At 57.7% G+C, this 23557-nt stretch carries 21 protein-coding genes; 18 read left to right on the top strand and 3 right to left on the bottom strand.

Annotated features, from left to right (window positions below):
* Positions 1-146 precede the first annotated feature (146 nt).
* The 12 genes from hmpA to KO536_RS01855 all read left to right on the top strand — a co-directional run bounded on the left by hmpA (position 147) and on the right by KO536_RS01855 (position 13046).
* Positions 147-1319, top strand: coding sequence for an NO-inducible flavohemoprotein (hmpA, locus tag KO536_RS01910; protein ID WP_133078936.1), 1173 nt, complete (start codon positions 147-149; stop codon positions 1317-1319).
* Positions 1320-1436: 117 nt separating this feature from the next.
* Positions 1437-1946 carry a disulfide bond formation protein B gene (locus KO536_RS01905; protein ID WP_046808694.1) on the top strand — a complete coding sequence of 170 codons (510 nt, stop codon included), beginning with the start codon at positions 1437-1439 and terminating at the stop codon, positions 1944-1946.
* Positions 1947-2753: 807 nt separating this feature from the next.
* Positions 2754-3692 (top strand): ubiquinol oxidase subunit II, encoded by a 939-nt coding sequence (gene cyoA / locus KO536_RS01900; RefSeq protein WP_219260900.1) that lies wholly within the window; start codon positions 2754-2756, stop codon positions 3690-3692.
* A gap of 3 nt (positions 3693-3695) precedes the next feature.
* Positions 3696-5720: a cytochrome o ubiquinol oxidase subunit I gene (gene cyoB, locus KO536_RS01895; protein ID WP_133078938.1), complete on the top strand. Its 2025-nt coding sequence runs from the start codon at positions 3696-3698 to the stop codon at positions 5718-5720.
* Between the two features lie 3 nt (positions 5721-5723).
* Complete coding sequence (locus KO536_RS01890; protein WP_037031938.1) at positions 5724-6347, top strand: cytochrome o ubiquinol oxidase subunit III; 624 nt, start codon at positions 5724-5726, stop codon at positions 6345-6347.
* Positions 6347-6673: a cytochrome o ubiquinol oxidase subunit IV gene (gene cyoD / locus KO536_RS01885; protein ID WP_016779556.1), complete on the top strand. Its 327-nt coding sequence runs from the start codon at positions 6347-6349 to the stop codon at positions 6671-6673. The genes KO536_RS01890 and cyoD overlap by 1 nt, the downstream gene beginning before the upstream one ends.
* A gap of 11 nt (positions 6674-6684) precedes the next feature.
* Positions 6685-7572, top strand: coding sequence for a heme o synthase (gene cyoE / locus KO536_RS01880; protein ID WP_133078939.1), 888 nt, complete (start codon positions 6685-6687; stop codon positions 7570-7572).
* A gap of 285 nt (positions 7573-7857) precedes the next feature.
* Positions 7858-8310: a hypothetical protein gene (locus KO536_RS01875; protein ID WP_219260899.1), complete on the top strand. Its 453-nt coding sequence runs from the start codon at positions 7858-7860 to the stop codon at positions 8308-8310.
* Positions 8311-8443: 133 nt separating this feature from the next.
* Positions 8444-9148 carry an ABC transporter ATP-binding protein gene (locus KO536_RS01870; protein WP_219260897.1) on the top strand — a complete coding sequence of 235 codons (705 nt, stop codon included), beginning with the start codon at positions 8444-8446 and terminating at the stop codon, positions 9146-9148.
* Positions 9136-10341 carry an ABC transporter permease gene (locus KO536_RS01865; protein WP_326425341.1) on the top strand — a complete coding sequence of 402 codons (1206 nt, stop codon included), beginning with the start codon at positions 9136-9138 and terminating at the stop codon, positions 10339-10341. The genes KO536_RS01870 and KO536_RS01865 overlap by 13 nt, the downstream gene beginning before the upstream one ends.
* Positions 10342-10351: 10 nt before the next feature.
* On the top strand, positions 10352-11797 hold the full coding sequence (locus KO536_RS01860; RefSeq protein WP_219261004.1) for a TolC family protein: 1446 nt from the start codon (positions 10352-10354) through the stop codon (positions 11795-11797).
* Complete coding sequence (locus KO536_RS01855; protein WP_257622707.1) at positions 11784-13046, top strand: efflux RND transporter periplasmic adaptor subunit; 1263 nt, start codon at positions 11784-11786, stop codon at positions 13044-13046. The genes KO536_RS01860 and KO536_RS01855 overlap by 14 nt, the downstream gene beginning before the upstream one ends.
* Before the next feature lie 53 nt (positions 13047-13099).
* Here the strand turns inward: KO536_RS01855 and KO536_RS01850 are convergent, their stop codons facing one another.
* Both KO536_RS01850 and kdgR read right to left on the bottom strand, forming a co-directional pair.
* A complete protein-coding gene (locus tag KO536_RS01850) occupies positions 13100-13909 on the bottom strand; it encodes a hypothetical protein (protein WP_219260895.1) in 810 nt (269 codons plus the stop codon).
* A 160-nt stretch (positions 13910-14069) separates the two neighbouring features.
* Positions 14070-14849, bottom strand: a complete 780-nt coding sequence (gene kdgR / locus KO536_RS01845) for a DNA-binding transcriptional regulator KdgR (protein WP_133079520.1) — start codon at positions 14847-14849, stop codon at positions 14070-14072.
* Between the two features lie 212 nt (positions 14850-15061).
* Here kdgR and KO536_RS01840 point away from each other — a divergent pair, with 212 nt between their 5' ends.
* From KO536_RS01840 to uxuA, 6 genes are all read left to right on the top strand, one after another.
* Positions 15062-16063, top strand: coding sequence for a sugar kinase (locus KO536_RS01840; RefSeq protein ID WP_133079521.1), 1002 nt, complete (start codon positions 15062-15064; stop codon positions 16061-16063).
* A gap of 4 nt (positions 16064-16067) precedes the next feature.
* Positions 16068-17279, top strand: a complete 1212-nt coding sequence (gene manD, locus KO536_RS01835) for a D-mannonate dehydratase ManD (protein ID WP_133079522.1) — start codon at positions 16068-16070, stop codon at positions 17277-17279.
* Positions 17280-17356: 77 nt separating this feature from the next.
* Positions 17357-18391, top strand: a complete 1035-nt coding sequence (locus tag KO536_RS01830; protein WP_219260893.1) for a Zn-dependent oxidoreductase — start codon at positions 17357-17359, stop codon at positions 18389-18391.
* Positions 18392-18597: 206 nt separating this feature from the next.
* Complete coding sequence (locus KO536_RS01825) at positions 18598-19878, top strand: MFS transporter (protein ID WP_095035982.1); 1281 nt, start codon at positions 18598-18600, stop codon at positions 19876-19878.
* Between the two features lie 11 nt (positions 19879-19889).
* Positions 19890-21329, top strand: coding sequence for a mannitol dehydrogenase family protein (locus KO536_RS01820; RefSeq protein ID WP_219260891.1), 1440 nt, complete (start codon positions 19890-19892; stop codon positions 21327-21329).
* Between the two features lie 17 nt (positions 21330-21346).
* Entirely contained in the window at positions 21347-22522 is a 1176-nt protein-coding gene (gene uxuA, locus KO536_RS01815) for a mannonate dehydratase (RefSeq protein ID WP_219260888.1), read from the top strand.
* A gap of 63 nt (positions 22523-22585) precedes the next feature.
* Here uxuA and KO536_RS01810 read toward each other — a convergent pair whose 3' ends face one another.
* Positions 22586-23473, bottom strand: a complete 888-nt coding sequence (locus tag KO536_RS01810) for an SDR family oxidoreductase (RefSeq protein ID WP_133079526.1) — start codon at positions 23471-23473, stop codon at positions 22586-22588.
* Positions 23474-23557: the final 84 nt, after the last annotated feature.

The raw sequence follows: 23557 nt of genomic DNA, 5'->3' as shown, positions 1-23557 counted from the left end.
TCGTATAGTCGTTATGACTATAAATCAGATTGAGTCAAAATGACTATATGTGTTTTAACTCATTGATTTTAAACGGTTTAAATGTTGGCACGAAAGCTGATAGGTAAAGGGTAATTGCTAAAGCCTACGTGCCCAGGAGTTACCTTATGCTTACTGCTCAGGATCGTGCCATCGTTAAATCCACCGTGCCATTGCTGGAAAGCGGCGGTGAGGGGCTGATCACTCATTTCTATCGCATGATGCTGTCGGAGTACCCGCAGGTGCGCTCGCTGTTCAACCAGGCCAACCAGGCCAGTGGCGACCAGCCCCGTGCATTGGCCAACGGCGTATTGATGTATGCACGGCACATCGACCAGCTCGACCAGTTGGGCGATCTGGTGGCCAAGATCATCAACAAGCATGTTGCGCTGCAAATCCTTCCTGAGCATTACCCGATTGTCGGCAGTTGCTTGCTGCGGGCGATTGAGGAAGTTCTGGGCAGCGATATCGCGACCCCTCAAGTATTGAGTGCCTGGGGCGCGGCCTATAACCAGCTGGCCGATATCCTGATCGGTGCCGAAGCCGCCATTTACGACGAAAAAGCGGCTGCCCCCGGCGGCTGGCGCGGCGGGCGAGCGTTCAAGCTGGCGGCCAAGATCCAGGAAAGCGCTGAGATCACCTCGTTTTACTTCCGTCCGGTCGATCAGCAGCCAATCCTTGAATTTGCTCCGGGTCAGTACATCGGCCTCAAGCTGATGATTGATGGTCAGGAAGTGCGCCGCAATTACTCACTTTCTGCGCTGGCCCAGGTCGGTCGCTACCGCATCAGCGTCAAGCGCGAGAGCGGCGGGGTCGTCTCCAGCTTCCTGCATGACCGGATGAACGTAGGCGACACCCTGGAACTGTTCCCGCCTGCGGGCGACTTCACCCTGACCGACAGCGAAAAACCGCTGGTGCTGATCAGCGGTGGCGTGGGTATTACGCCGACCCTGACGATGCTTGAGGCTGCGTTGGCGACTCAGCGTCCGATTCACTTTATCCACTGTGCCCGCAATGCCGATGTGCACGCCTTCCGCACCTGGGTAGATGAACTGGCCGATCAGCACCCTCAATTGAAGCGTTTTTACTGCTACGACGAGCAGGGGGATTCTGCAAATCATGTAGGGCTTTTGACTGAGGAAGTGCTGGCGCAATGGTTACCGCAAGAGCGCGACCTGGATGCATATTTCCTGGGGCCCAAAGGCTTCATGGGGGCGGTCAAGCGTCACCTCAAAGCACTGGGTGTGCCTGAGAAGCAAAGCCGCTACGAGTTCTTCGGCCCGGCGGCAGAGCTGAAGTAACCTTAATCCCCCATTAATCCCCTTGCGCGACCTTTCCGGTAACGTTCAGATACATCCAGGCATCAGGTCTGGGTGTAAACTGCGCGGCTTACACACAATCAGGCTAAGGGACGCGGGATGACGAATGACATGTTGCAACTGGGCCGGGAGAAGCGCTTCCTGGTTCTGCTCGGGCTGATTTGCCTGGCGCTGATCGGCGGCGCCCTCTATATGCAGATCGTGCTCGGCGAGGCGCCTTGCCCGCTGTGTATCCTGCAGCGCTATGCCCTGCTGCTGATCGCGATCTTTGCCTTTATCGGCGCCGCGATGCCTACCCGGCGCAGCCTTACGGTGCTGGAAGTGCTGGTGGTGTTGAGCGCCATTGGTGGAATCGCCGCTGCCGGACGTCACGTCTACATCCTGGCCAACCCGGCAGTCAGCTGCGGTCTTGACGCGCTGCAGCCGATTGTCGATGGCTTGCCGCTGGCGGCGATCTTCCCGCTGGGGTTTCAGGTGGACGGCTTTTGCTCAACCCCTTACCCCCCAGTGCTCGGCCTGTCGCTGGCGCAGTGGGCACTTGTGGCCTTTGTGATGACTGCCGTGCTGGTGCCTCTGGGCATTTACCGCAACCGTCAAAAAGCCAGCTAAGCAAAGCGTTAAATTTGGCATGAGGCGCCTCGTTCTTCCTCTGGATGTGCGGGGCGTTTTTTTGTCCGCGCACAAATGTAAAGAGGGTGTTATCCGGGGGGCGAAAATGGGTGCGCAGTACTGCGACATATTGTCACGGAGAGTTTGTCGCAGGGCGTGTCTTCGTCTGACAGACGGTCTTTTAAACGTATGACTTCGTGTAACGGCTCTGAGGCGTTTTGACGCTGATGACGGGGTTGAAAAGTACGTGGCGAGACTCAACGCAAATCGGCTGTAGCCCTTTTTATTTGGGCGTTCAGGAGGGGTAGGGGGGTGGTTGTCGTGCGCTAAAAAGGGGCGTTGAAATCTAGGGGTAATGGCGTGCTACAGCCACGAGTAAGGGGGGTGTCAAAGCGCGGGGCGTAATAATAGGTAGGGATTGTTACCGGTGCCGAGATGAATTATTTCCGGATGAGACATGGTTTATAGAGAGCTACCTAACTACAATCGCCCGCACTGAACGTCCAGCCTGCTCATCCCTGAGCCAAAGCGGGAAGTTGAAGGCCGACTGGGTTGTTCAATACAGGCGTCCCATGCGACTCCCAGGTACTGGCAACCCTTCTAAGTTCCGCACCAAATGGAATTGGTCGACAAGGCCATTGACCACGTATCGAATAAGAAATCACTGCTAACCCGGAATTTGCCCGTTCGCCTGATGGTGATAGAGCAGGCTTTTATTCAATTCCGGAAAAGAGCCAACCCTTGGCAGGGCGAAGTGTTGGCGAAAAAAACCAACTGCATTGTGCAAGCTGTTTTAGAGGTCGTGAGATGACTAAAAAAAGGTACCCCAGACTCCTTGGCTTTTTGCCACTTTTCGGCATGTTGCTGCTGGGAGGTTGCAAATGGACACTACTGGATCCGGTGGGGCAGGTCGGGGTCGAAGAACGTAATCTGATCATCACTGCAACATTGCTGATGCTTCTGGTCGTAGTGCCGGTCATCATTATGACCCTGGTTTTTGCATGGAAATACCGTGCGTCGAACACCAGCGCTACCTACACACCGAAGTGGTCGCACTCCACCAAGATCGAAGTTGTGATCTGGACCGTGCCGATTTTGATCATCATCGCCCTGGGCGTGATCACCTACAAATCGACCCACGCGCTGGACCCGTATCGTCCGCTCGAATCTGACGTCAAGCCGATTACCATCGAAGTGGTGGCAATGGACTGGAAGTGGATGTTCATCTACCCGGAACAGGGTATCGCCACCGTCAACAAGATCGTGTTCCCGGCCAATACCCCGGTCAATTTCCGTATCACCTCTGACACGGTCATGAACTCGTTCTTCATTCCGGGCCTGGGCGGTCAGATCTACGCCATGGCCGGTATGACGACCAAGTTGCATCTGATTGCCAACCGCAACGCTGAAATGGAAGGCATCTCTGCCAACTACAGCGGCGCTGGTTTCACCGGCATGAAATTCAAAGCGATCGCGACTACTCAGGCTGACTTTGATGCCTGGGTCAGTGAAGTCAAAGCATCACCTAAACAGCTTGACCAAGCTGAATACGAAACCTTGAGCAAACCAAGCCAGAACAACCCGGTTGAGCTGTTCTCCTCGTACACACCGAACCTGTTTCAGAAAATCGTCGACAAGTACGAAGGTATGACGCCAGGCAAGCCGGTCAAGCACGAGAAGAAAGAAGTAGCCGTGATCGATGGCGTGGACACAAGTTCGCATTCAGCTGCCGGGGCAGAGGAGTAAACGATGTTTGGTAAATTAAGTTGGGAAGCGGTCCCGTTCCACGAGCCGATTGTCATGGTCACCATTGCCATGATCGCGCTCGGTGGTCTGGCGCTGTTTGCGGGAATCACCTACTTCAAGAAGTGGACTTACCTGTGGACCGAATGGCTAACGTCAGTCGACCACAAGAAAATCGGCGTGATGTACATCATCGTTGCCATGATCATGCTGCTGCGCGGCTTTGCCGATGCCGTCATGATGCGTACCCAGCTGGCCATGGCCACCGAGGGTTCACCTGGCTACCTGCCACCTGAACACTATGACCAGATCTTCACCGCTCACGGTGTGATCATGATCATCTTCATGGCGATGCCATTCTTCACCGGCCTGATGAACCTTGCAGTGCCGCTGCAGATCGGCGCCCGTGACGTGGCCTACCCGTTCCTGAACTCCCTGAGCTTCTGGCTGCTGGTGTCCGGCGTTGTACTGATCAACCTGTCCCTGGGCGTCGGCGAATTCGCCAAGACCGGCTGGGTTGCTTATCCGCCGCTGTCGGGCTTGCAGTACAGCCCAGGCGTGGGGATGGACTACTACATCTGGGCACTCCAGCTATCGGGGCTAGGTACGACGTTAACCGGGGTTAACTTCCTGGCGACCGTGCTGAAAATGCGTGCTCCTGGCATGAAGCTGATGGACATGCCGATCTTCACCTGGACCTGCACCTGGGCAAACGTTCTGATCGTGGCTTCGTTCCCGATCCTGACCGCTACCCTGGCGCTGCTGACACTTGACCGCTACATGGATTTCCACATTTTCACCAATGAACTTGGTGGCAATCCAATGATGTACGTCAACCTGTTCTGGGCGTGGGGTCACCCTGAGGTATACATCCTCATTCTGCCGGCGTTCGGTATCTTCTCCGAAGTTATCTCCACGTTCACCGGCAAGCGTCTGTTCGGTCACCACTCGATGGTCTACGCCTCCGGCGCGATCTCGGTACTGGGCTTCATGGTTTGGCTGCACCACTTCTTCACCATGGGTTCGGGTGCAAGCGTCAACGCCTTCTTCGGTCTGGCGACGATGCTGATTTCGATCCCGACAGGGGTCAAGCTATTCAACTGGCTGTTCACCATCTACCAGGGCCGTCTGCGCTTCACCAGCCAGGTTCTGTGGACCCTGGGCTTTATGGTGACCTTCGCTATCGGCGGCATGACCGGCGTACTGCTGGCCATCCCGGGTGCTGACTTCGTACTGCACAACAGCCTGTTCGTAATTGCTCACTTCCATAACGTGATCATCGGCGGCGCGGTATTCGGTTACATCGCAGGCTTCAGCTTCTACTTCCCTAAAGCGTTCGGCTTCAAACTGAACGAGAAGTGGGGCAAGGCAGCGTTCTGGTTCTGGTGCGTCGGCTTCTTCGTAGCCTTCATGCCGCTCTACGCGCTGGGCTTCATGGGCATGACCCGTCGTCTGAACGCCAGCACCAACCCTGAGTGGGTGCCTTACCTGTACGTTGCCCTGTTCGGCGCAGCACTGATTGCTATCGGTATTGCCTGCCAGCTGATCCAGCTGTACGTCAGCGTGCGTGACCGCAAGCTGCCAGAGAACGCCTGCGAGCACGGCGATCCGTGGAATGGCCACACCCTGGAATGGTCGACTTCGTCGCCACCTCCGTTCTACAACTTCGCTGTAGTGCCACGAGTCGACACCATCGACGCGTTCACCGAAGCCAAGGAAAACGGTACTGCGTACAAGGCCCCGGCCAAGTACTCGCCGATCCACATGCCTAACAACACCGCAACCGGTGTGTACATGGGTGCTTTGCTGACCGTGTTCGGTTTCGCAATGATCTGGCACATCTGGTGGTTGGCTATCGTGGGTCTGGTCGGCACTGTCGTGGTCTTCGTTGCCCACGCTGCCCGTGATGACCAAGGCTACATGGTGCCGGTTGAGACCATCGAGCGTATCGAGGCTGAGCAGCACAAGCGTCTGGTAGCCGCAAAAGCAATCCCGGCTTCCCGTGTTGAAACCAAGTTGGAACAGGCTTAAACCATGTCGAACTTAGCGACCACTGCTGGACACGCTCATGGTCACGACCATGAGCACGAGGAACACCACGACGCGGGCGAGACAACCATATTTGGTTTCTGGCTCTACCTGATGACCGACTGCATTTTGTTCGCGTCGATCTTCGCGGTATATGCAGTTCTGGTTAACAACGTAGCGGGTGGCCCGTCGGGCCACGACATCTTCGAGCTGCCATACGTACTGGGTGAAACCGCCCTGTTGCTGTTCAGCTCGATCACCTACGGCTTCGCCATGCTGGCGTTGTTCAAGGGCAAAAAGCAGCAAGTGCTGTTCTGGCTGGGCATGACCTTCCTGCTCGGTGCAGGCTTCATCGCCATGGAAATCAACGAGTTCCACCTGTTGATCTCCGAAGGCTACGGCCCTAGCCGTTCGGGCTTCCTGTCCGGGTTCTTCACCCTGGTAGGTACCCACGGTCTGCACGTGACCAGCGGTCTGATCTGGATGGCGATCATGATGTATCAGGTGCAGAAAAATGGCCTGACTTCGACCAACAAGACCCGTCTGAGCTGCCTGAGCCTGTTCTGGCACTTCCTGGACGTGGTCTGGATCTGCGTATTCACCGTTGTTTACCTGATGGGGACTTTGTAATGGCTAACGCACATTCCGACGGCGCCAATCATGGCAGCGTGAAGTCCTATGCAATCGGCTTCATCCTGTCGGTGATCCTGACCGTTATTCCGTTTGGGCTGGTGATGTATCCATCGCTGCCAAAATTCACCACGCTGGCGATCGTACTGTTGTTCGCCGTGGTGCAAGTAGTTGTTCACCTGGTGTACTTCCTGCACCTGGACCGTTCGCCTGCTCAACGCAACAACGTCACGGCGCTGGTATTCGCGGCCCTGGTTATTGTGCTGCTGGTGGGCTTGTCCCTGTGGATCATGTTCAGCATCCACACTGAAATGATGGCGAAGTGAGGTAAGACCCGATGTCCTTTAAGCACTTTATCCAAATCACCAAACCGGGGATCATTTTCGGTAACGTGCTTTCTGTGGCAGGCGGGTTTTTCCTGGCCTCGAAGGGGCATTTCGATCTTGCCCTCTTCCTGGCCGCGGTAATCGGCACCTCCCTGGTGGTAGCGTCCGGTTGTGTGTTCAACAACTGCATCGACCGCGACATTGACATCAAGATGGACCGCACCAAGAACCGCGTACTGGTCCAGGGTCTGATCTCCCTCAAGGTGGCACTGGTGTACGCCACCTTGCTGGGGGTCGCCGGCCTTGCCCTGCTGTATCGCGTAGCCAACCCGCTGGCGGCTCTGTTCGCAGCGATCGGCTTTGTGATCTACGTCGGTTTGTACAGCCTGTACTTCAAGCGCAAGTCGGTTCACGGCACGCTGATTGGCAGTCTGTCGGGTGCGATGCCACCGGTTATCGGCTACGTCGCAGTGAGCAACAGCTTCGACATGGCCGCACTGACCCTGCTGGTGATGTTCAGCCTGTGGCAGATGCCGCATTCCTACGCCATTGCGATCTTCCGCTTCAACGATTACCTGGCTGCATCGATTCCGGTGTTGCCAGTGAAGCGCGGGATCAAAGTTGCCAAGAAGCACATCCTGCTCTACATCCTCGCGTTCCTGATCGCGACCCTGATGCTCACCCTCGGCGGATACGCCGGCATGAGCTACATGGCCGTGGCTGCTGCGATGGGCATGTACTGGCTGTACATGGCGTGGACGGGCTACAAGGCCGTCGACGACAAGGTCTGGGCACGCAAGCTGTTCGTGTTCTCGATCTTCACCATTACCGCACTGAGCGTCATGATGTCCCTGGATTTCAAAGCGCCCGCCGAGTTGCTGCTGACTTACGCGCACTAAGATAGCCAGACTGAAAAACCCCCGCCTTCGAGAGGAGCGCGGGGGTTTTTTTATGCGTGCAAATGATCTGCGTGAAATTCGTTGTGGTGGCTATGCAGTTTCTGAGTGAGGTGTTTAATAATAGTCGGTAGCAAGTAGTTTGCTGTGTTATGCGCTAATTAGGAATAATCCTACTTTGCCAAGTAATTTATCCTGTGTTTTGTAATGTCAGCGGCATGTATTAATTGCGGCGCTTAGATTTACTGATAAGCCAAATTTAGATATTTACTTATGAGGGTAAGCGTCATGTTTAAACTTCCAGTGCGGATTGGTTTGATTGCCTTGTCTGTGATGAGTTTTTCTGCAGTTGCAGCTCCGTTAAAAGAGATCCCCTTTCAATTGTCCTGCAAGCCTTCCTCAGGCAAGTTTCTGGGCGAAGTGAGAGGTCATTACTACATGGGCGCTGGTGGGCCTGAAAGTATTTATGCAATAGACTACAAGATCACAAAGCTCAATGGTCAGAGTGGCGGTAATAAAGCCAATTTGAAAATGGGGCATAGCAAGGTGCCCATGCTGGGTTGGGAAAATCAAATCAAATCCAACGATGACTTGAAGCAGGACGGTCAGTGGCATCAGTTGTCCAAGATTTTGGCCAAATACTTTAATGGTCGGGACAACATAGAAGTCGGGTTCGAGTTTGTATTCGACAAATCCGGTGCGGACCCTAGCTGTAATGTGTACAAGGTTTTGAATCCTTAAGTATCTGGACTTACACCTGCACACAGGCATTGCAGTGTAATGCCTGTGTGCTTTTAGTTCTGTGCGCAGACCGGGTGTGTTTTACGGTTGCCTGTGTGGATGAACAGATGAAAGTTATCGGTGAGGGCTATTTATGGGGGTGATACTCAACCCTTGCATCTCTTTAAAAGGCATCGGTAAAAGTTATGTTCATGATGGGCAACCAAGTCGCGTTATAAGTGGCATTGATTTCAGTGTCGATGTTGGAGATGCCTGTGCCGTCGTCGGGGCATCCGGGTCCGGTAAAAGTACGTTGTTGAATATTATCGGCCTGCTGGATTTTGCCGATGAGGGTGAATACCTGTTTATGGGACGCCCGGTCACACAAGCACAGAGTGACGAACTGGCAAGCCTTCGGAAGATGAACATTGGTTTTATCTTTCAGAACTTCAATCTGATCCCCCGTTTGAACGTGATCGAAAATGTAGCCTTGGCGCTTCGATATCGCTGGTTCGACCGCGCACGCTCTTTGGAGCAGGCGATGGTGATGTTGCAACGCGTCGGGATGGCGCATCGTGCTTGCTACAAGCCTGCAGATTTGTCCGGAGGGCAAAAGCAGCGCGTGGCGATTGCCCGGGCCCTGGTAGGGCAACCCACCTTGATCTTGGCCGATGAGCCAACCGGCAGCCTGGATGGCCAGACGGCCAGCGAAATTCTTGAACTGCTGTTGTCGATCCAGAAAGAACAGGGCGTCACGTTATTGATCGTCACCCATGACCCCTTGGTTGCGCGCCTCATGCGCCGACAAGTCAGGGTACACAGCGGCCGGGTTGAAGAGGTTGGCCAGTGCGACCTTTGATCTCCTTGATCGCCCCCTCACTGGTTAACGCGGCCGGGGACGCAATTGACAGCTTTCGTACGCTGGGCAAGCGCTCGACGCTGGCGTTGCTGGGCATCGTCATAGGCAGTGCTTCGATTATCGCGGTCATCAATATTGGGCATAACGCCCGGGAGGATGTGGCCAAGGTCTTCCATGACATGGGCGTCGATACAATGGCGGTCAGATTGCAAGTCAAACAGGGGGGGCAAGCCTCACCTTTGTCCATTGAGGCTGAAACCATCAAGGGGCTGGGATTTGAGGGGCTGCTGATCGCCCCCACCGCCATGTCTGTTGCCCAGGCCGGATTCAATCGTCAGAGCAGCGATATCCGCCTTGTCGGCACCGAACCTGTTCTGCTTGACGTGATGAAGCTGTCGTTGGCGCACGGACGCTTTTTGCACCCCTTTGATCAGGACGAGAATGTGGTGGTACTCGGCCATGAAGTCGCGGCATCACTGAGCCGCAGTGGGGCCATGATCCAGACCGGTGACTGGCTCAAGATCAACCACTATCTGTTCAAGGTGATCGGGGTGCTGCAACCGCGAACCGAATCACTGATCAGCCCGGTCTACGCCAACCTGTCGGTATTTGTGCCCCTGCAGGGCATGGCTCGTGTGTCGGGTAACGCGAGGATCGATGACCTGGTTGTTCGCTTCCCCCTCTACAACACGAGTGAACGCGTAGCGTCGAGGTTGCGCGAAGTATTGGCCCGTGCCTTCAAGTCCCGCACCGTTGAGGTGGTGACTCCGCTGCAAATGATCGAGGGCATGAACCGGCAAACCCGTACTTTCCATAGCCTCTTGCTGGCCTTGGGCGTTATCACCCTGGTCGGTGGCGGTGTGGCGGTGATGAATGTCATGTACATGAATGTTTCTGAACGCCGTACGGAGATCGGGCTGCGCCTGGCCATTGGCGCCCGCCGCCAGGACATCCGCAATCTGTTTCTGATCGAAGCCGTGACGCTCAGTTTTTTTGGGGCTGTGCTGGGTGCAGGCCTGGGCATGGCGCTGGCTTACCTCTATGCCCGATTCTCGGATTGGGCGTTTACCCTGGCCGTGAACGCTATCCCTTTGGGGATCACCAGTACTGTTCTGGTGGGCGTGTTCTTTGGTTTGAAACCTGCCATCACGGCTTCTCGCCTGACCCCGGTGGAGGCCCTGCGTGAATATTAAAACAGCGGTGATGCTAGGTGCTGCATGTGCGATTTCCATTCCGTCATCGCTGACGCTTGCACAGGCAGGCGTCCCGCACAGTGAGGCGCAAGGCGCAGTCTTGAAGAGCCAGCATTCAATCGATCTGTCCTTGGCCGAAGCCGTCGCGCTGGGGCTGCGGCGCAACTACAGCATCCGCAGCCTCAAGCTCCAGCGCGTGCGGGAAAAGTTTGAGTTGCGGCTGGTGGACAACATGTTCAACCCCAAACTCAAGCTCACGGGGACTTATACGTTTGCGAGGGGCAGCAGCGATCGTAGCCGCGCTTCGGACCTTACGCCTTCGGTGAGTGTGCTGGGGGAGTACGGGACCAGTCTGGATCTGAGCTGGAACCAGCAACTCAATGCCACGAAGAACTCAGGTGATCTGAGCCGTGAGGGCCTGGGGCTGACATTGACCCAGCCGTTGCTAAGGGGGGCAGGCAAAGAGGTCACGACGGCGCCCCTGCGCCTGGCCAAATTGACCGAGCAAGTCAACCAGCTGAATGTGCAGGCGAGTGTGTCGCAAACCATTTACGAGATCATCGCGGCCTATCGCACGCTGATGAAATCCCAAAGCCAGGTGACCCTTGCCACGGAGGCACTCAAAAGGGCCGTAGCATTACTTGAGGTCAACCAGTTGCTGATCGTTGCAGGGCGAGTGGCGCAATTTGACGTGATTCAGATCGAGGCGGATATCGCGACCCAGGAATTGGCCGTAGAAGAGGCGAAAAATCAGCTGCAGGCCAGTCGATTGCAACTGCTCAAGTTGCTGGCCCTCGACCTGGCGACCCCCGTGTTGGCCAGTGACACTCTGCACGTGACCCCGCTTGAGATTGACCAGGGGACAGCGTTGCAGATGGCGCAGGCCAAGCAGCCGCAATACCTGGCAACATTGCTACAAAGCGAGCAGGCGGCCATCAACCTGTTGGTCGCGCAAGACCGCGCTCGGTGGGATGTATCGTGGGTGGCGGGGGTCAATCAGCAGCGGGACCAGCACAGCATCAATGGCTCCAGTCGGGCGTGGGACAGTTACACCGGTCTGAAACTGGAGATCCCCATTGGCGACATGAGCATCCGACAAGGCCAGGTCAACGCCCGGAGCATGCTGGAGCAACAGCAGTTGCTCCAGGAAGAGGCGCGCATTGATTTGCAGCGCCAGACCACCGATGCGGTTCGCGGCCTGAACACCCTGTGGCGTCAGCTTGGAATTTCGCAGCGGGTCATGGATCTGTCCAGGCGCAAGCTGGCCATCGAGCACGACAAGCTGAACGCCGGCCGATCCAGCAACTTTCAAATCATCAGTTTTGAAGCCGACCTGCGTGCGGCTGAAGATGCCGATTTGAGTGCGCAGATTTCATATCTGGACGCCCGAGCCCAGCTTGATCTGCTGCTGGGTGTCATGCTGGAAAACTGGGAGATTTCACTTGAGCGTTTTTGATCCCGTCAAGGCCATGACCGCTCGCAGTAAATGTCTGGCCGCAGGAGGGCTGGTGCTGGCCTTGGTGTTGCTGACAGGCCTGCCCCGTACGCCGGACGAAGCGGTTGACTGGGTGGCTGTGCGCAGCCAGAAACTGGAACATGAAATCGGCCTGGTCGGCAAAATCGAGCCGCTTGAGACCGTCATTGTCAGTGCGCCTTTTGAGGGGGTTGTGTCCGCCAATGACTTGAGCCCGGGCATGCCGGTAGAAAAGGGCCAGGCTTTGCTCGCGCTCGATACGGCCCTTCTTGAAATCAAGGTCAGGGACGCCTTGGCCAGCAAGTTGAAAGCGCAGCAGGTAGTTGAAACCTATCGCACCTGGGCAACGGGCCAGGAAGCGATGCAAGCACGGCAGATGCTCAGGCTGGCAGAACTGTCCATGCAGACTCTTGACCTTGAGTTATCTCAGGTCGAAGCGTTGTATCAAAAAGGTATTGTTGCGCGTAACGAACTCGATGCCTTGAAGCAGCAACGCCAGTTGCAATCCCTGGAACTGGCGTCTACACGGGCGCAGCTCAAGTATGTGCTGGCTTCGGGCAAGGGAGAGGCCCGCACCATTGCCGAGATGGAATATCAGAATGCATCAATCGTTCACCAACAACTCAGTGCCTTGCTGGAGCACAAGACGCTTGCGGCTCCGTTTTCGGGGGTTGTGTTGTCAATGGGGGGGCCGCAGCCGGCAGGAGGGGAAGTGAGCGCGCTGCATAAGGGCGTGCTTGTTGCCAAGGGCCAGCAACTGATGAAACTGGCTGATATGGGTGGGCTCAAGGTTGTCGCTCAGGTTTCGGAGGCAGACGTGAACACGTTCTCCCTGAAGCAGAAGGTCGCTTTGTCCGCAGGAGGCTTTTCGGGGCTTCAGCTAAGCGGTCAGGTGAGTGCTATCAGTCAGATCGCCACACCGGATGAAAGTGTCGAGAGTTCGGCGACATTCCCTATCACCATCACCGTAAATGCCCCCGAGAACGGGGACTTCAAGAACGTCCGGTTGGGCATGAGTGTCCACATGACCATCGTGACATACCGCAACGAGAACAGTTTCATCATCCCCCACGCAGCCGTGGAACAGGCCGGTGATGCCATGTTCGTGGAGCACCGTGAAAACCTGGACGCGCCAGTGGTGCGGCGGGAGGTCACGATTGGCCAATCCACTGCCCAGGGGGTTGAGGTGTTCGGGCTGAACTCCGGGTTTGTGAGTGTGAGAAGCCTGTGAGAACACAGCGCTTCACACAGCCCCTTTTGGGAGCGGGCTTGCTCGCGATGGCATCACTCGGAATTTGACGTCGCAGGGGGCTTGAGTCCGGCTTTCCAGGGCGAGTACTCGATTCTATGGAATGCGCTGCCTATCCCTCTGGCGTTCGCTTCAAAGCCCGGCATGGTGCTCAGGTTCATTTGCTTGCAGCGCTGGACCAGGCTGGCAAGCAAGGTATCGTCCTGCTTGAACTCAGCGGGACGCAGGGCATGGGGATCCAGACTGGCCGCACATTCAAGCACCTTGCCTGTGCTGTCGCTCATCATCATGAGCGTGGCGACACCGATGCTGTCGATGGGCAGCGGGGCAAGCAAGTGCTTGAACAGAAAGTTATTTTGCGCCTTGTCCAGCAACGCTGCCGCGCGTTGTTCGCGGTCTTCGGCACTGAGCCCGGTGAGGGGATAAACCGCGACCGGAGCGACGACTTTAGCCGTCCTGGTCCTGGTACTGATCAGTGATGAAGGCAGCTCGGGGAACACCGCGGTCCAGCAGATTGACACTAGATCGGTCGCCAGTGTGCGGTTGTAGGGGTAGATCCGGTTATCCAGTTTCGTGTTGGGTTGAGTGTCGCAACCGATGATGCGGTTCTTGTCGTCAACGGTCATTACCAGGTTGAAGCTGCCATTGCGGCCCTGGGCGTTAGCCAGATCAGCCTCTCGGGCAAGCACCTTGCTGATCAGCTTTTCATAAACCCCGCGTTGCAGGGCCTGCTCCTTTTCCTGGGCTGGGGTGAGCCTGGACGGTTTGTCCGGGGCGCGGGTGCTGGATTGGCAGCCGGCCACCAGCAGGGCGGCAAGGACGAGGGGGAATGAGGGTTTTAACATGACGATCCTTGTGCGAGAGGCAGGCCGGGTAGAGTCCTTGCCGACTTTTAAACGGCGGGCAGTTTATCGCATCCAAGGAGCTTGTTGCAGTTGTGTTTTATTCGCGTTAGAGGCAAGTGCTGCACTTTCCTGCGCAGCGCTGCAGCCCCTTGCTTCACCCTTACGGATGCCAGCCCAACTGACTTGAAACCTGCTGCGAAGCCACCATCAGCTGTTTCACATAGTCCTGTTTCAGTTCTTCGCGAAAGCGAAAGCACGGGAACGATACGCTCATGCCGCCAATCACATGGCCGAAACGGTCGCGGATGGGGGCTGCGAGACAACGCATGTTGTCTTCGAATTCTTCATGGTCTTCGCCATAGCCCTGCTCGCGAACCAGCGCCAGTTCCTGCAGGTAGGCGTCGATGCTGGTGAGGGTATTGGCGGTGCGTCGCTCGAAGCTTTCTTCACGCAGGAGCGCAAGCAGTTCGTCTTCTTCCAGCCAGGCCAGCAGTACCTTGCCGATGCCGGTGCAGTACAACGGCGCCCGGCGCCCGATGCGCGAGTACATGCGCAAGTTGTATTTGGAGTCGATCTTGTGCACGTAGACGATGCTGCCTTCGTCGAGGATGCCCAGGTGCACGGTCTCGCCAGTCAGTTCGTTGATGCGGCGCATGCCAGGTTCGGCTTCGCGCACGATATCCAGATGGGGCAGGGCCTGGGCCCCCAGCTCGAACAGCCGCACGCTCAGGCGGTAGCGGTCTTCCGCATCCTGAACCACATAACCACGCGCCTTGAGTGACTGCAAAAAGCGATAGACCGTGCTCTTTGACATGTCCAGCTTCTGTGCAATTTCGGAAACGCCACTCTCTTCCGGGTGTTCGGCCAGGGCTTCAAGCACAGCCATGGTCCGGCCGACGGCAGAGACGAGATCGTTGTTCTGGGTGGTGCTGTTGTCCATGAAGGCTCCAACGCAATTTAAAAAAACAAGGATATACCGTAGAGAATCGAAACGCTGTTTCATTTTTCTTGACGGTGTTCGGATTTTGATTAAACTCGACCTCAAGCGAAAAAATGAAACGCCGTTCCAAAAATAATAATCAGCTCGACGCACTGTCACCCTCCGGTGCCTGTGTCGACGCAAAGCGACCCATAAAAACAAGGCGCGCAGAGATGACGGTAACCCTCGGGCATTGCCCACAGGCCAATTTGACCCAGCCCCTGCGGGTGGCACTGGTGGGCGAGTGCATGATTGAGATGCGCGGCCAGCCGGGTGCCGTGTTCAGCCAGACCTTCGGTGGCGATACGCTCAATGCGGCGGTGTACTTGTCCCGCCTGGGCGCCGGTAACGGAATTGTTGCCGACTATGTAACCGCCATTGGCGCGGACGCTTTCAGCACGGCCATGCGTCAGTTGTGGCGCGATGAAGGTGTCGGCGATCAGCATGTGCGGGTGATCAAGGATGCGCTGCCGGGCCTGTACTTCATTCAGACCGATGACCAGGGTGAACGCCGTTTTGCCTACTGGCGTGGCGAAGCCGCCGCCCGGCGGGTTTTCGACGGGCCTGAGGCGGATGCCGTTCTGCGTGCTCTGGCCGATTACGACTATGTCTACCTGAGCGGCATCAGCCTGGCGATCCTTACCCCCGGCGGCCGCGAACGCCTGATGCTGGCCCTGCGTCTGGCCCGCGAGAGCGGCACGCGCATCGTCTTCGACAACAATTATCGCCCCCATTTATGGTCCGATGCGCCTTCAGCGCGCCAGGCATACAGCGACATGCTGCGCCTGACCGATCTGGCCCTGATCACCTGGGAAGATGACGCCGCGTTGTTCGGTTATGCCGATCACGAGGCCTTGTTTCGCGCTTATGCCCAGTTTGGGGTGGGCGAAGTGGCACTCAAGCGTGGTCCGGATTCGTGCTTGATCCAGTGCGCCGCCGGCCGTTACGAGGTGCCCGCCGAGAAGGTGCAGCGAATCGTTGATACCACGGCGGCAGGCGACTCATTCAGTGCGGCTTACCTTGCCTGCCGCTTGCAAGGCGGTACGCCACAACTGGCCGCGCGCTGGGGGCACCAGCTGGCGGCGGAAGTGGTGCAGCACCCCGGCGCACTGATCCCGGCAGGCGCCATGCCGAACCTGCACATGCCTGTCTTTTCTTCTGTCGCCGAGGCCTGAACCCATGAAGATTGTTGAAGCGCGCGTGATTGTTACCTGCCCGGGTCGCAACCTGATCACCCTGAAAATTGTCACCGATTCCGGGGTCTACGGCATCGGCGATGCCACCCTCAATGGCCGCGAAATGGCAGTCGTTGCCTACCTCGAAGAACACGTGCTGCCTGCGCTGATCGGGCGGGATGCCCAACGCATCGAAGATATCTGGCAATACCTGTATCGCGGTGCCTACTGGCGCCGTGGCCCGGTCACCATGACCGCGATTGCCGCTGTCGACGTGGCGCTGTGGGATATCAAGGCCAAGGCCGCCAATATGCCCCTGTACCAGTTGCTTGGCGGCAAGAGCCGCGAGCGGGTCATGGTGTACGGGCATGCCACCGGCAAGGACATCGAAGGTTGCCTGGACGAAGTCGCCCGTCATGTTGAACTGGGCTACAAGGCGGTGCGTGTGCAATGCGGTATACCCGGCATTGCCACCACCTATGGCGTAGCCAAGCGCAGCGGCGAACGCTATGAACCAGCCGACAGCGACCTGCCAGCAGAGCATGTGTGGGACACCGCCAAATACCTCAACCATGTGCCCAAGCTGTTTGCCGCCGTGCGCGAGCGCTTTGGTGACGACCTGCACATCCTGCATGACGTCCACCATCGCCTCACGCCGATTGAAGCGGGGCGCTTGGGCAAGGCGGTGGAGCCGTTCAATCTGTTCTGGCTCGAAGACTGTACGCCGGCCGAGAACCAGGAAGCCTTCCGTTTGATCCGCCAGCACACCACCACACCGCTGGCGGTGGGCGAGGTGTTCAACTCGATCCACGACTGCCGCGAGCTGATTCAGGAGCAGTTGATCGACTATATCCGCGCCACCCTGGTGCACGCGGGTGGCATCACTCATGTACGGCGGATCGCTGATTTTGCCGCGCTGTATCAGGTGCGTACCGGCTTTCATGGCGCCACCGACCTGTCGCCGGTGACCATGGGCGCGGCGCTGCATTTCGATACCTGGGTGCCCAATTTCGGCATCCAGGAGCACATGCCTCACGACCCGCTGACCGATGAAGTCTTCCCCCATGCCTATCGCTTTGAGGACGGTCATTTCACGCCAGGTGAAACACCGGGCCATGGCGTCGACATCAACGAAGAACTGGCTGCCAGATACCCCTACAAACGCGCCAGCCTGCCGGTCAATCGTCTGGAAGACGGCACGCTCTGGCACTGGTAATACCGCTTAAAAGCTTATTGCTCGACTGTTTAATAACTATAAAAAACGGGGCGTCATGCCCTGGCAGGAGTTACCCGATGAAAGCGTTTCAAGTAAGAGCTCCCTTTGAGTTCGGCCTGGCCCAGGTCGACGCCCCGCAACTGGCGCGCAATGAGGTCAAGGTCGATGTGGCCTATGCCGGTATCTGCGGCTCTGACCTGCATATCATCCACGGCCAGAACGCTTTTGTGCGCTTCCCGCGGGTAACCGGCCATGAGTTCTCCGGAGTGGTCAGCGACGTGGGTGCGGATGTGACCCAGATCAAGGTCGGTGATCGCGTGTGCATCGACCCGGTGATCAGCTGCGGCACCTGCTACCCCTGCCGGATCAATCGCCCCAACGTCTGTACCAAGCTGCAAGTGATCGGCGTACACCGTGACGGCGGTTTCAGTGAGCAGGTCTGCGTGCCGGCGAGCAATGTTCATCGCTTGCCGGACGGCATGTCACTCAGCCATGCGGCTTTAGTGGAGCCGTACTCCATCGCCCTTAACGTGCTCGACCGTATGCAGCCGCAGCCGGGTGACAGCCTGCTGATTTACGGCGCTGGTGTGATCGGCCTGACCCTGGTGCAAATGGCGCGGGCACTGGGCCTGACCGACATCACCGTGACCGATGTGATTGACGAACGCCTTGAAACCGCCCGTGCCTTTGGGGCCAGCCGCACCCTGAACGGCAAGGACGTGGACGTCGAAGCGACGATGCGCGAATTGACCGCTGGCGAAGGTGTGCCGCTGATTGTCGACGCCGCTTGCATTCCCGCATTGATGCCGCAAATGGTGCGCATTGCCTCAGCGGCGGGGCGTATCGGGCTGCTGGGGTTCAGCACCACGCCAACCGATCTGGTGCAGTTGGAAATGATCAAGAAAGAACTGACCCTGGTGGGTTCGCGGCTGAACAACCGCAAGTTCGCTCGGGTGATCGAGTTGATCGCCAGCGGCAAATTGCAGGTTCAGGAAATGATCAGCCACCGCATCCATTTCGATGAAATGCCGCAGGCGATTGCCTTGATCGAGAACCATCCCGAGCAGACGCGCAAGGTGCTGGTGCAACTCAACCCCAAGGAGATCTTGTAGCAGTTGCCGCAGGCTAAGTCCGATCGCGCAGCCATCGTAAACCCGGCGTTTCAGGTTTGCCTGGCACACCGAAGAACCTGACCTTACGACAGCTTCGCTGCCGGACGCAGTCTTCGGCAACTGCTACGAGTTTTGCGTACCGCACACAGTTTCACGTGCTCCCAGCGAGCACCCTCACCGAATAAAACAACAAGCGGGAGGTTCCAATGTTTGGTCAAGGTCGTACCTTAGTCATCATCATGCTGTTCCTGGCAGGCGTCATTAACTACCTGGATCGCTCGGCATTGTCCGTCGCCGCCCCCTTCATCCAGAAAGACTACGGTCTGACCACGGGTGAGATGGGCATGATCTTCAGTAGTTTCTTTGTCGGTTATGCGGCATTCAACTTTATCGGCGGCTGGGCGGCCGACCGCTACGGCGCAAAAACCACGCTGCTGCTGGCCATGGTGCTGTGGTCGCTGTTCAGTGGCCTTACGGTGCTGACCGTGGGCTTTATGTCGCTGGTGTTTATCCGCATCCTGTTCGGCATGGGTGAAGGCCCGCTCAGCGTGACCACCAGCAAGATGGTCAACAACTGGTACACCCCCAAGCAGCGGGCGCGGGCACTAGGCTCGTCCATGTCCGGTACCCCTTTGGGTGGTGCGATTTCCGGGCCGGTAGTGGGCTTTATCGCCATCAGCTACGGCTGGAAAGTGTCGTTTATCATCATCATGCTGATTGGTCTGGTATGGGCCGCGGTCTGGTACAAGTTCGTCAAGGACAAGCCAACCGGCAAAATCGCTGAAGAGATCGCTCAGGGCGAAGGCCAGAGCGAGTTGGCGGCCCAGCCGGTTCATCCATTGCGCTACTACCTCAAGCAACCGACAGTACTGTTCACTTCGCTGGCGTTCTTCTCGTACAACTACACGCTGTTCTTCTTCCTCACCTGGTTCCCCAGCTACCTGACCATGGCTCACGGCCTTAACGTCAAGGAGATGAGTATCGCCACGGTTATTCCTTGGGTGCTGGGCTTCCTTGGTCTGGCGTTGGGCGGCTTTATCTCCGACTTCGTGTTCAAGAAAACCGGGCGCATGATGTTTTCGCGCAAGGTAGTGCTGGTGACCTGTCTGTTGGCGTGTGCCGTGTGCATCGGCTTTGCCGGGATCGTCAAAACCCTGTATCCGGCGGTCGCTCTGGTGGCGCTGGCGGTGTTCTTCCTGTACCTCACCGGTGCCATTTACTGGGCAATCATCCAGGACACGGTGCCTGCCGCCCGCGTCGGTGGTGTCAGTGGCTTCATGCACTTCCTGGCCAATACCTCGGGCATCATCGGCCCGACCCTGACCGGTTTTCTGGTGCAGTTCACCGGCTCGTTCACCAGCGCCTTCCTGCTGGCGGGGTTGCTGACCATCATCGGTGCAGTGTGTGTGGCGCGCTATGTCAAACCGCTTCCGGTCATCGATGAAGCCCTGCCGCCAGCAGGCAGCGTCTTGCCTGCTTCGGCGTGAGGAGAAGGTCGATGCCTGTCGTTGAACGAGTACCTTCGGTGGCCACAGCGGCTGATATCGGGATTGTGCACCTGGGCCTGGGGGCGTTTCATCGCGCCCACCAAGCGGTCTATTTGCAGCGCCATCTCAATCGCCACGGTGCAAGCCCGTGGGGGGTGTGCAGTGCCAACTTGCGCTCCAATCGCACGCTGGTGGAGCAACTGCGCGAACAGCAATGCCGCTATACGGTGGCTGAATACCGTGATCGCGAACAGGTGACATTGCGCGATATCAGGGTAATGCGCGAAGCCCTGTATGTCGGTGATGGCGGTGAGGAGCTGCAGCAACTGTTGCAGCGTATGGCCGACCCGCGCACGCGGATTGTCACCCTCACTGTCACCGAAAAAGGCTACTGCCTGAACCCGGCTACGGGGAAGTTGTGCCTGCAGGATCCGGCGATTGTCCATGACCTTGCCCACCCGCAGACACCGCGTACGGCACCGGGAATTGTGCTGGAGGCCTTGCGCCGCCGACATGCGGCAGGCATCCCGGCTTTTACTGTGCTGTGTTGCGACAACATGCCGGATAACGGTCAGCGTACCCGTCAGGCCGTTATGGGGCTGGAGGAGCCAGGCAGCGAGCTGGCACAGTGGATCGAGCAGCAGGTGGCGTTTCCCGGTTGCATGGTCGACCGCATCGTTCCGGCCATGGACGCGCAGGCGTTCAGCGGTCTGCAGCAGCTCGGTTGCCAGGACCCCGCGGCAGTGGTGTGCGAAAGCTTCAGCCAGTGGGTGATCGAGGACCACTTCCCTCAGGGCCGCCCCGACTGGGAAGTGGAGGGCGTGCAGATGGTCGCTGATGTGCGGCCGTTCGAAACCATGAAGCTGCGCATGCTCAACGGCAGTCACTCGTTGCTGGCCTATATCGGCTTGCTTGCGGGGTACGAGACGGTGTTCGACGCGATCAGCGATCCTGATCTGCTGCGGTTTATCCAGTGTTACATGGGCGAGGAAGCAGCGCCGACCCTGTCCATGCCCGTGGGTATTGATACCGCAGGTTACGCCCGTGATCTTTGCGCGAGGTTTGCCAACGACAGCCTGCAACATCGCCTGCGCCAGATCGCCATGGATGGCTCGCAAAAACTGCCGCAGCGGTGGTTGCAAGGCGCGCAGCAGCTGCTTGATGCCGGGCGTGACATTGACTGCATCGCATTGGGGATTGCGGCCTGGATCCACTACTGCACGCAGCCTTTGCCGCATGTCGTTGATGACCCGCTAAACGCCGTTTTCGCCGACTTGGCGGGCAGCCTGGAAGGTGCTCAGCGAGTCGACGGGTTTCTTGATCTGCATCAGGTATTTGCGGCCGAACTGTCGGCGCGTCCAGCCTTTCGTGATGCGGTTCACCGGGCGTACAGCGCCATTGAACACACCGGCATGGCTGGCCACTTAAAAAACTTTGCAGCACACAACTAACAAGAAGGGAGATAGACATGGAACAGACTTGGCGCTGGTTTGGCCCCCAGGACCCGATTTCGCTGGCAGATGTGCGCCAGACCGGAGCGACCGGTATTGTCACTGCATTGCACGACATCCCCAATGGTCAGGTATGGCCAGTGGCAGCGATTGCCGCACGCAAGCAAATGATTGAAGACGCCGGCCTGACCTGGTCGGTGGTGGAAAGCATTCCGGTGCATGAGGACATCAAGCGCGGTTGTGGCCGTCGTGACGAGTACATCGCCAACTACCAGCAGAGCGTGCGCAATCTGGCGAGCTGCGGCATCGATATTGTCTGCTACAACTTTATGCCCGTGCTGGACTGGACCCGTACCGACCTGGCCTGGGAGATGGAAGATGGCGGCTGGGCGCTGCGTTTCGACCAGACCGCCTTTGCCGCTTTCGACCTGTTTATCCTCCAGCGCCCGGGAGCACAGGCCGAGTACAGCACTGAAGATATCCAGCAAGCCCAGGCCTATTTCGACGCACTCACCCCCGAGCAGAGCGAGAAGCTGGTCAACACCCTGATTGCAGGCCTTCCGGGTGCCGAAGAGCATTACACCCTGGAAGATTTCCGCGCCTTACTGCGCACCTACGCCGATATTGACGAAGCGAAATTGCGCGAGCATCTGGGGTATTTCTTGCGTGAAGTGATCCCGGTCGCGGAAGAGGCGGGAGTGCGCATGGCCATTCACCCGGACGATCCACCGCGGGCGCTGCTGGGCCTGCCGCGTATCCTGTCCACCGCGGCAGACGCGCAATGGCTGCTGGATGCTGCGCCAAGCCCGGCCAACGGTCTGACCTTCTGCACCGGCTCCTATGGCGTGCGTGAAGACAATGATCTGGTGGCGATGGCCAAACAGTTTGCGCCCTTCATTTACTTCACCCACCTGCGCTCGACCCGCCGCGAAGCGGATCCGCGCAGCTTCCACGAAGCTCATCACCTGGGTGGCGATGTGGACATGGTCGGGGTGATTGGTGCGCTGGTTGCTGAGGACCTGCGCCGTGAACGTGAAGGCGGCCCGCGCTTGCCACTACGCCCGGACCACGGCCACCAGTTGCTCGATGACCAGCACCGCAAGAGCAACCCCGGTTATTCGCTGATCGGTCGCCTCAAAGGCCTGGCCGAGATTCGCGGGGTTGAACTGGCGATGCGTCAGCAACTGGCGTAACGCCCTGCGGCCTGCATCACAGACCCTTTAGCCACTGCCTGTGGCAGCGGCTAAAGGGCTGTATCAATAGGCAAAAACCTTGCGGTGCTTTTGCACAAAGTCTTCCCAGCGCACCGGCTGGCGGCCCGTGATTTCGAAGAAGTTGTCAAAGGTCTCGTCGGCCCCGGGAATCTTCCCGGCAGCCATCCGTGCGAAGTTGTCTTTTACGCACGTCATGTAGGCCATTTCGGCTCCGGCTGCGCGCATGTTGTCCAGAAATACGTCCGGTGACTGGGCGTTGTAGCTGAACGGCTGCTCCAGCACCCGGGTCATGATGGCCGCGATATTGCCATAGGATTGCACGTCGTAGCCCAGGCGGTAGGTCTTGCCCCCATGTCTTGCCGGGTTGAGCAGTGCTTGTGCCGCTACTCGGGCAACGTCTTCGCCATCTACCCAACTGAATGGCGTATCACCGGTGTATTGCTCGATGACCCCGGCTTTTACGGCCTGGGTGCCATCGTAGCTGAGCAGGTTTTGCATGAAACACTCGGGCCGCAAGTGGGTGAACGAAAAGCCCGACCATTCAATATAGCGCTCCACGAACTGGTGCCAGGCCCAATGGCCGATGGTGGTGTCGTCACGCCCGCAGGCGCCCAGATGCACCATGTGCTGCACCCCGGCTTGTTTTGCCTGATCGAGAAACGCCTTGCTCTGGCGCAGCATGTCCACGGTATAGCCGGTCACGAGCAGGGCGCGATCGATGCCTTGCAGCGCCGGGGCCAGGGTCTCTTCTTTATCGAAGTCCAGGATCACGGTGCGAATGCCCTGGTCTTCAAAGGGCTTGGCCTTGGCGGGGGAGCGTACTGCCGCGACCAGCGTGATGGTGTCGTCGGCCATGAGGTTGCGCAGGGTGTCGCCGCCGATCTGGCCCGTGGCGCCGGTGATTAGAACGGTGGGTTTGTGCGAGGTCATAAAAAGTGCCTGATGCTTGGGTAAGGGCTTGGCGCCAAGCTTACTGGGGAAGTGCAGGCGTATTTGTGATACATTATATCGAAT

The sequence above is a fragment of the Pseudomonas sp. NKUCC02_KPG genome, from assembly GCF_019345465.1.
Lineage (GTDB): Bacteria > Pseudomonadota > Gammaproteobacteria > Pseudomonadales > Pseudomonadaceae > Aquipseudomonas.
Note: the sequence above shows the minus strand (reverse complement) of the source record. Positions and strands in the feature narration are given on the sequence as shown.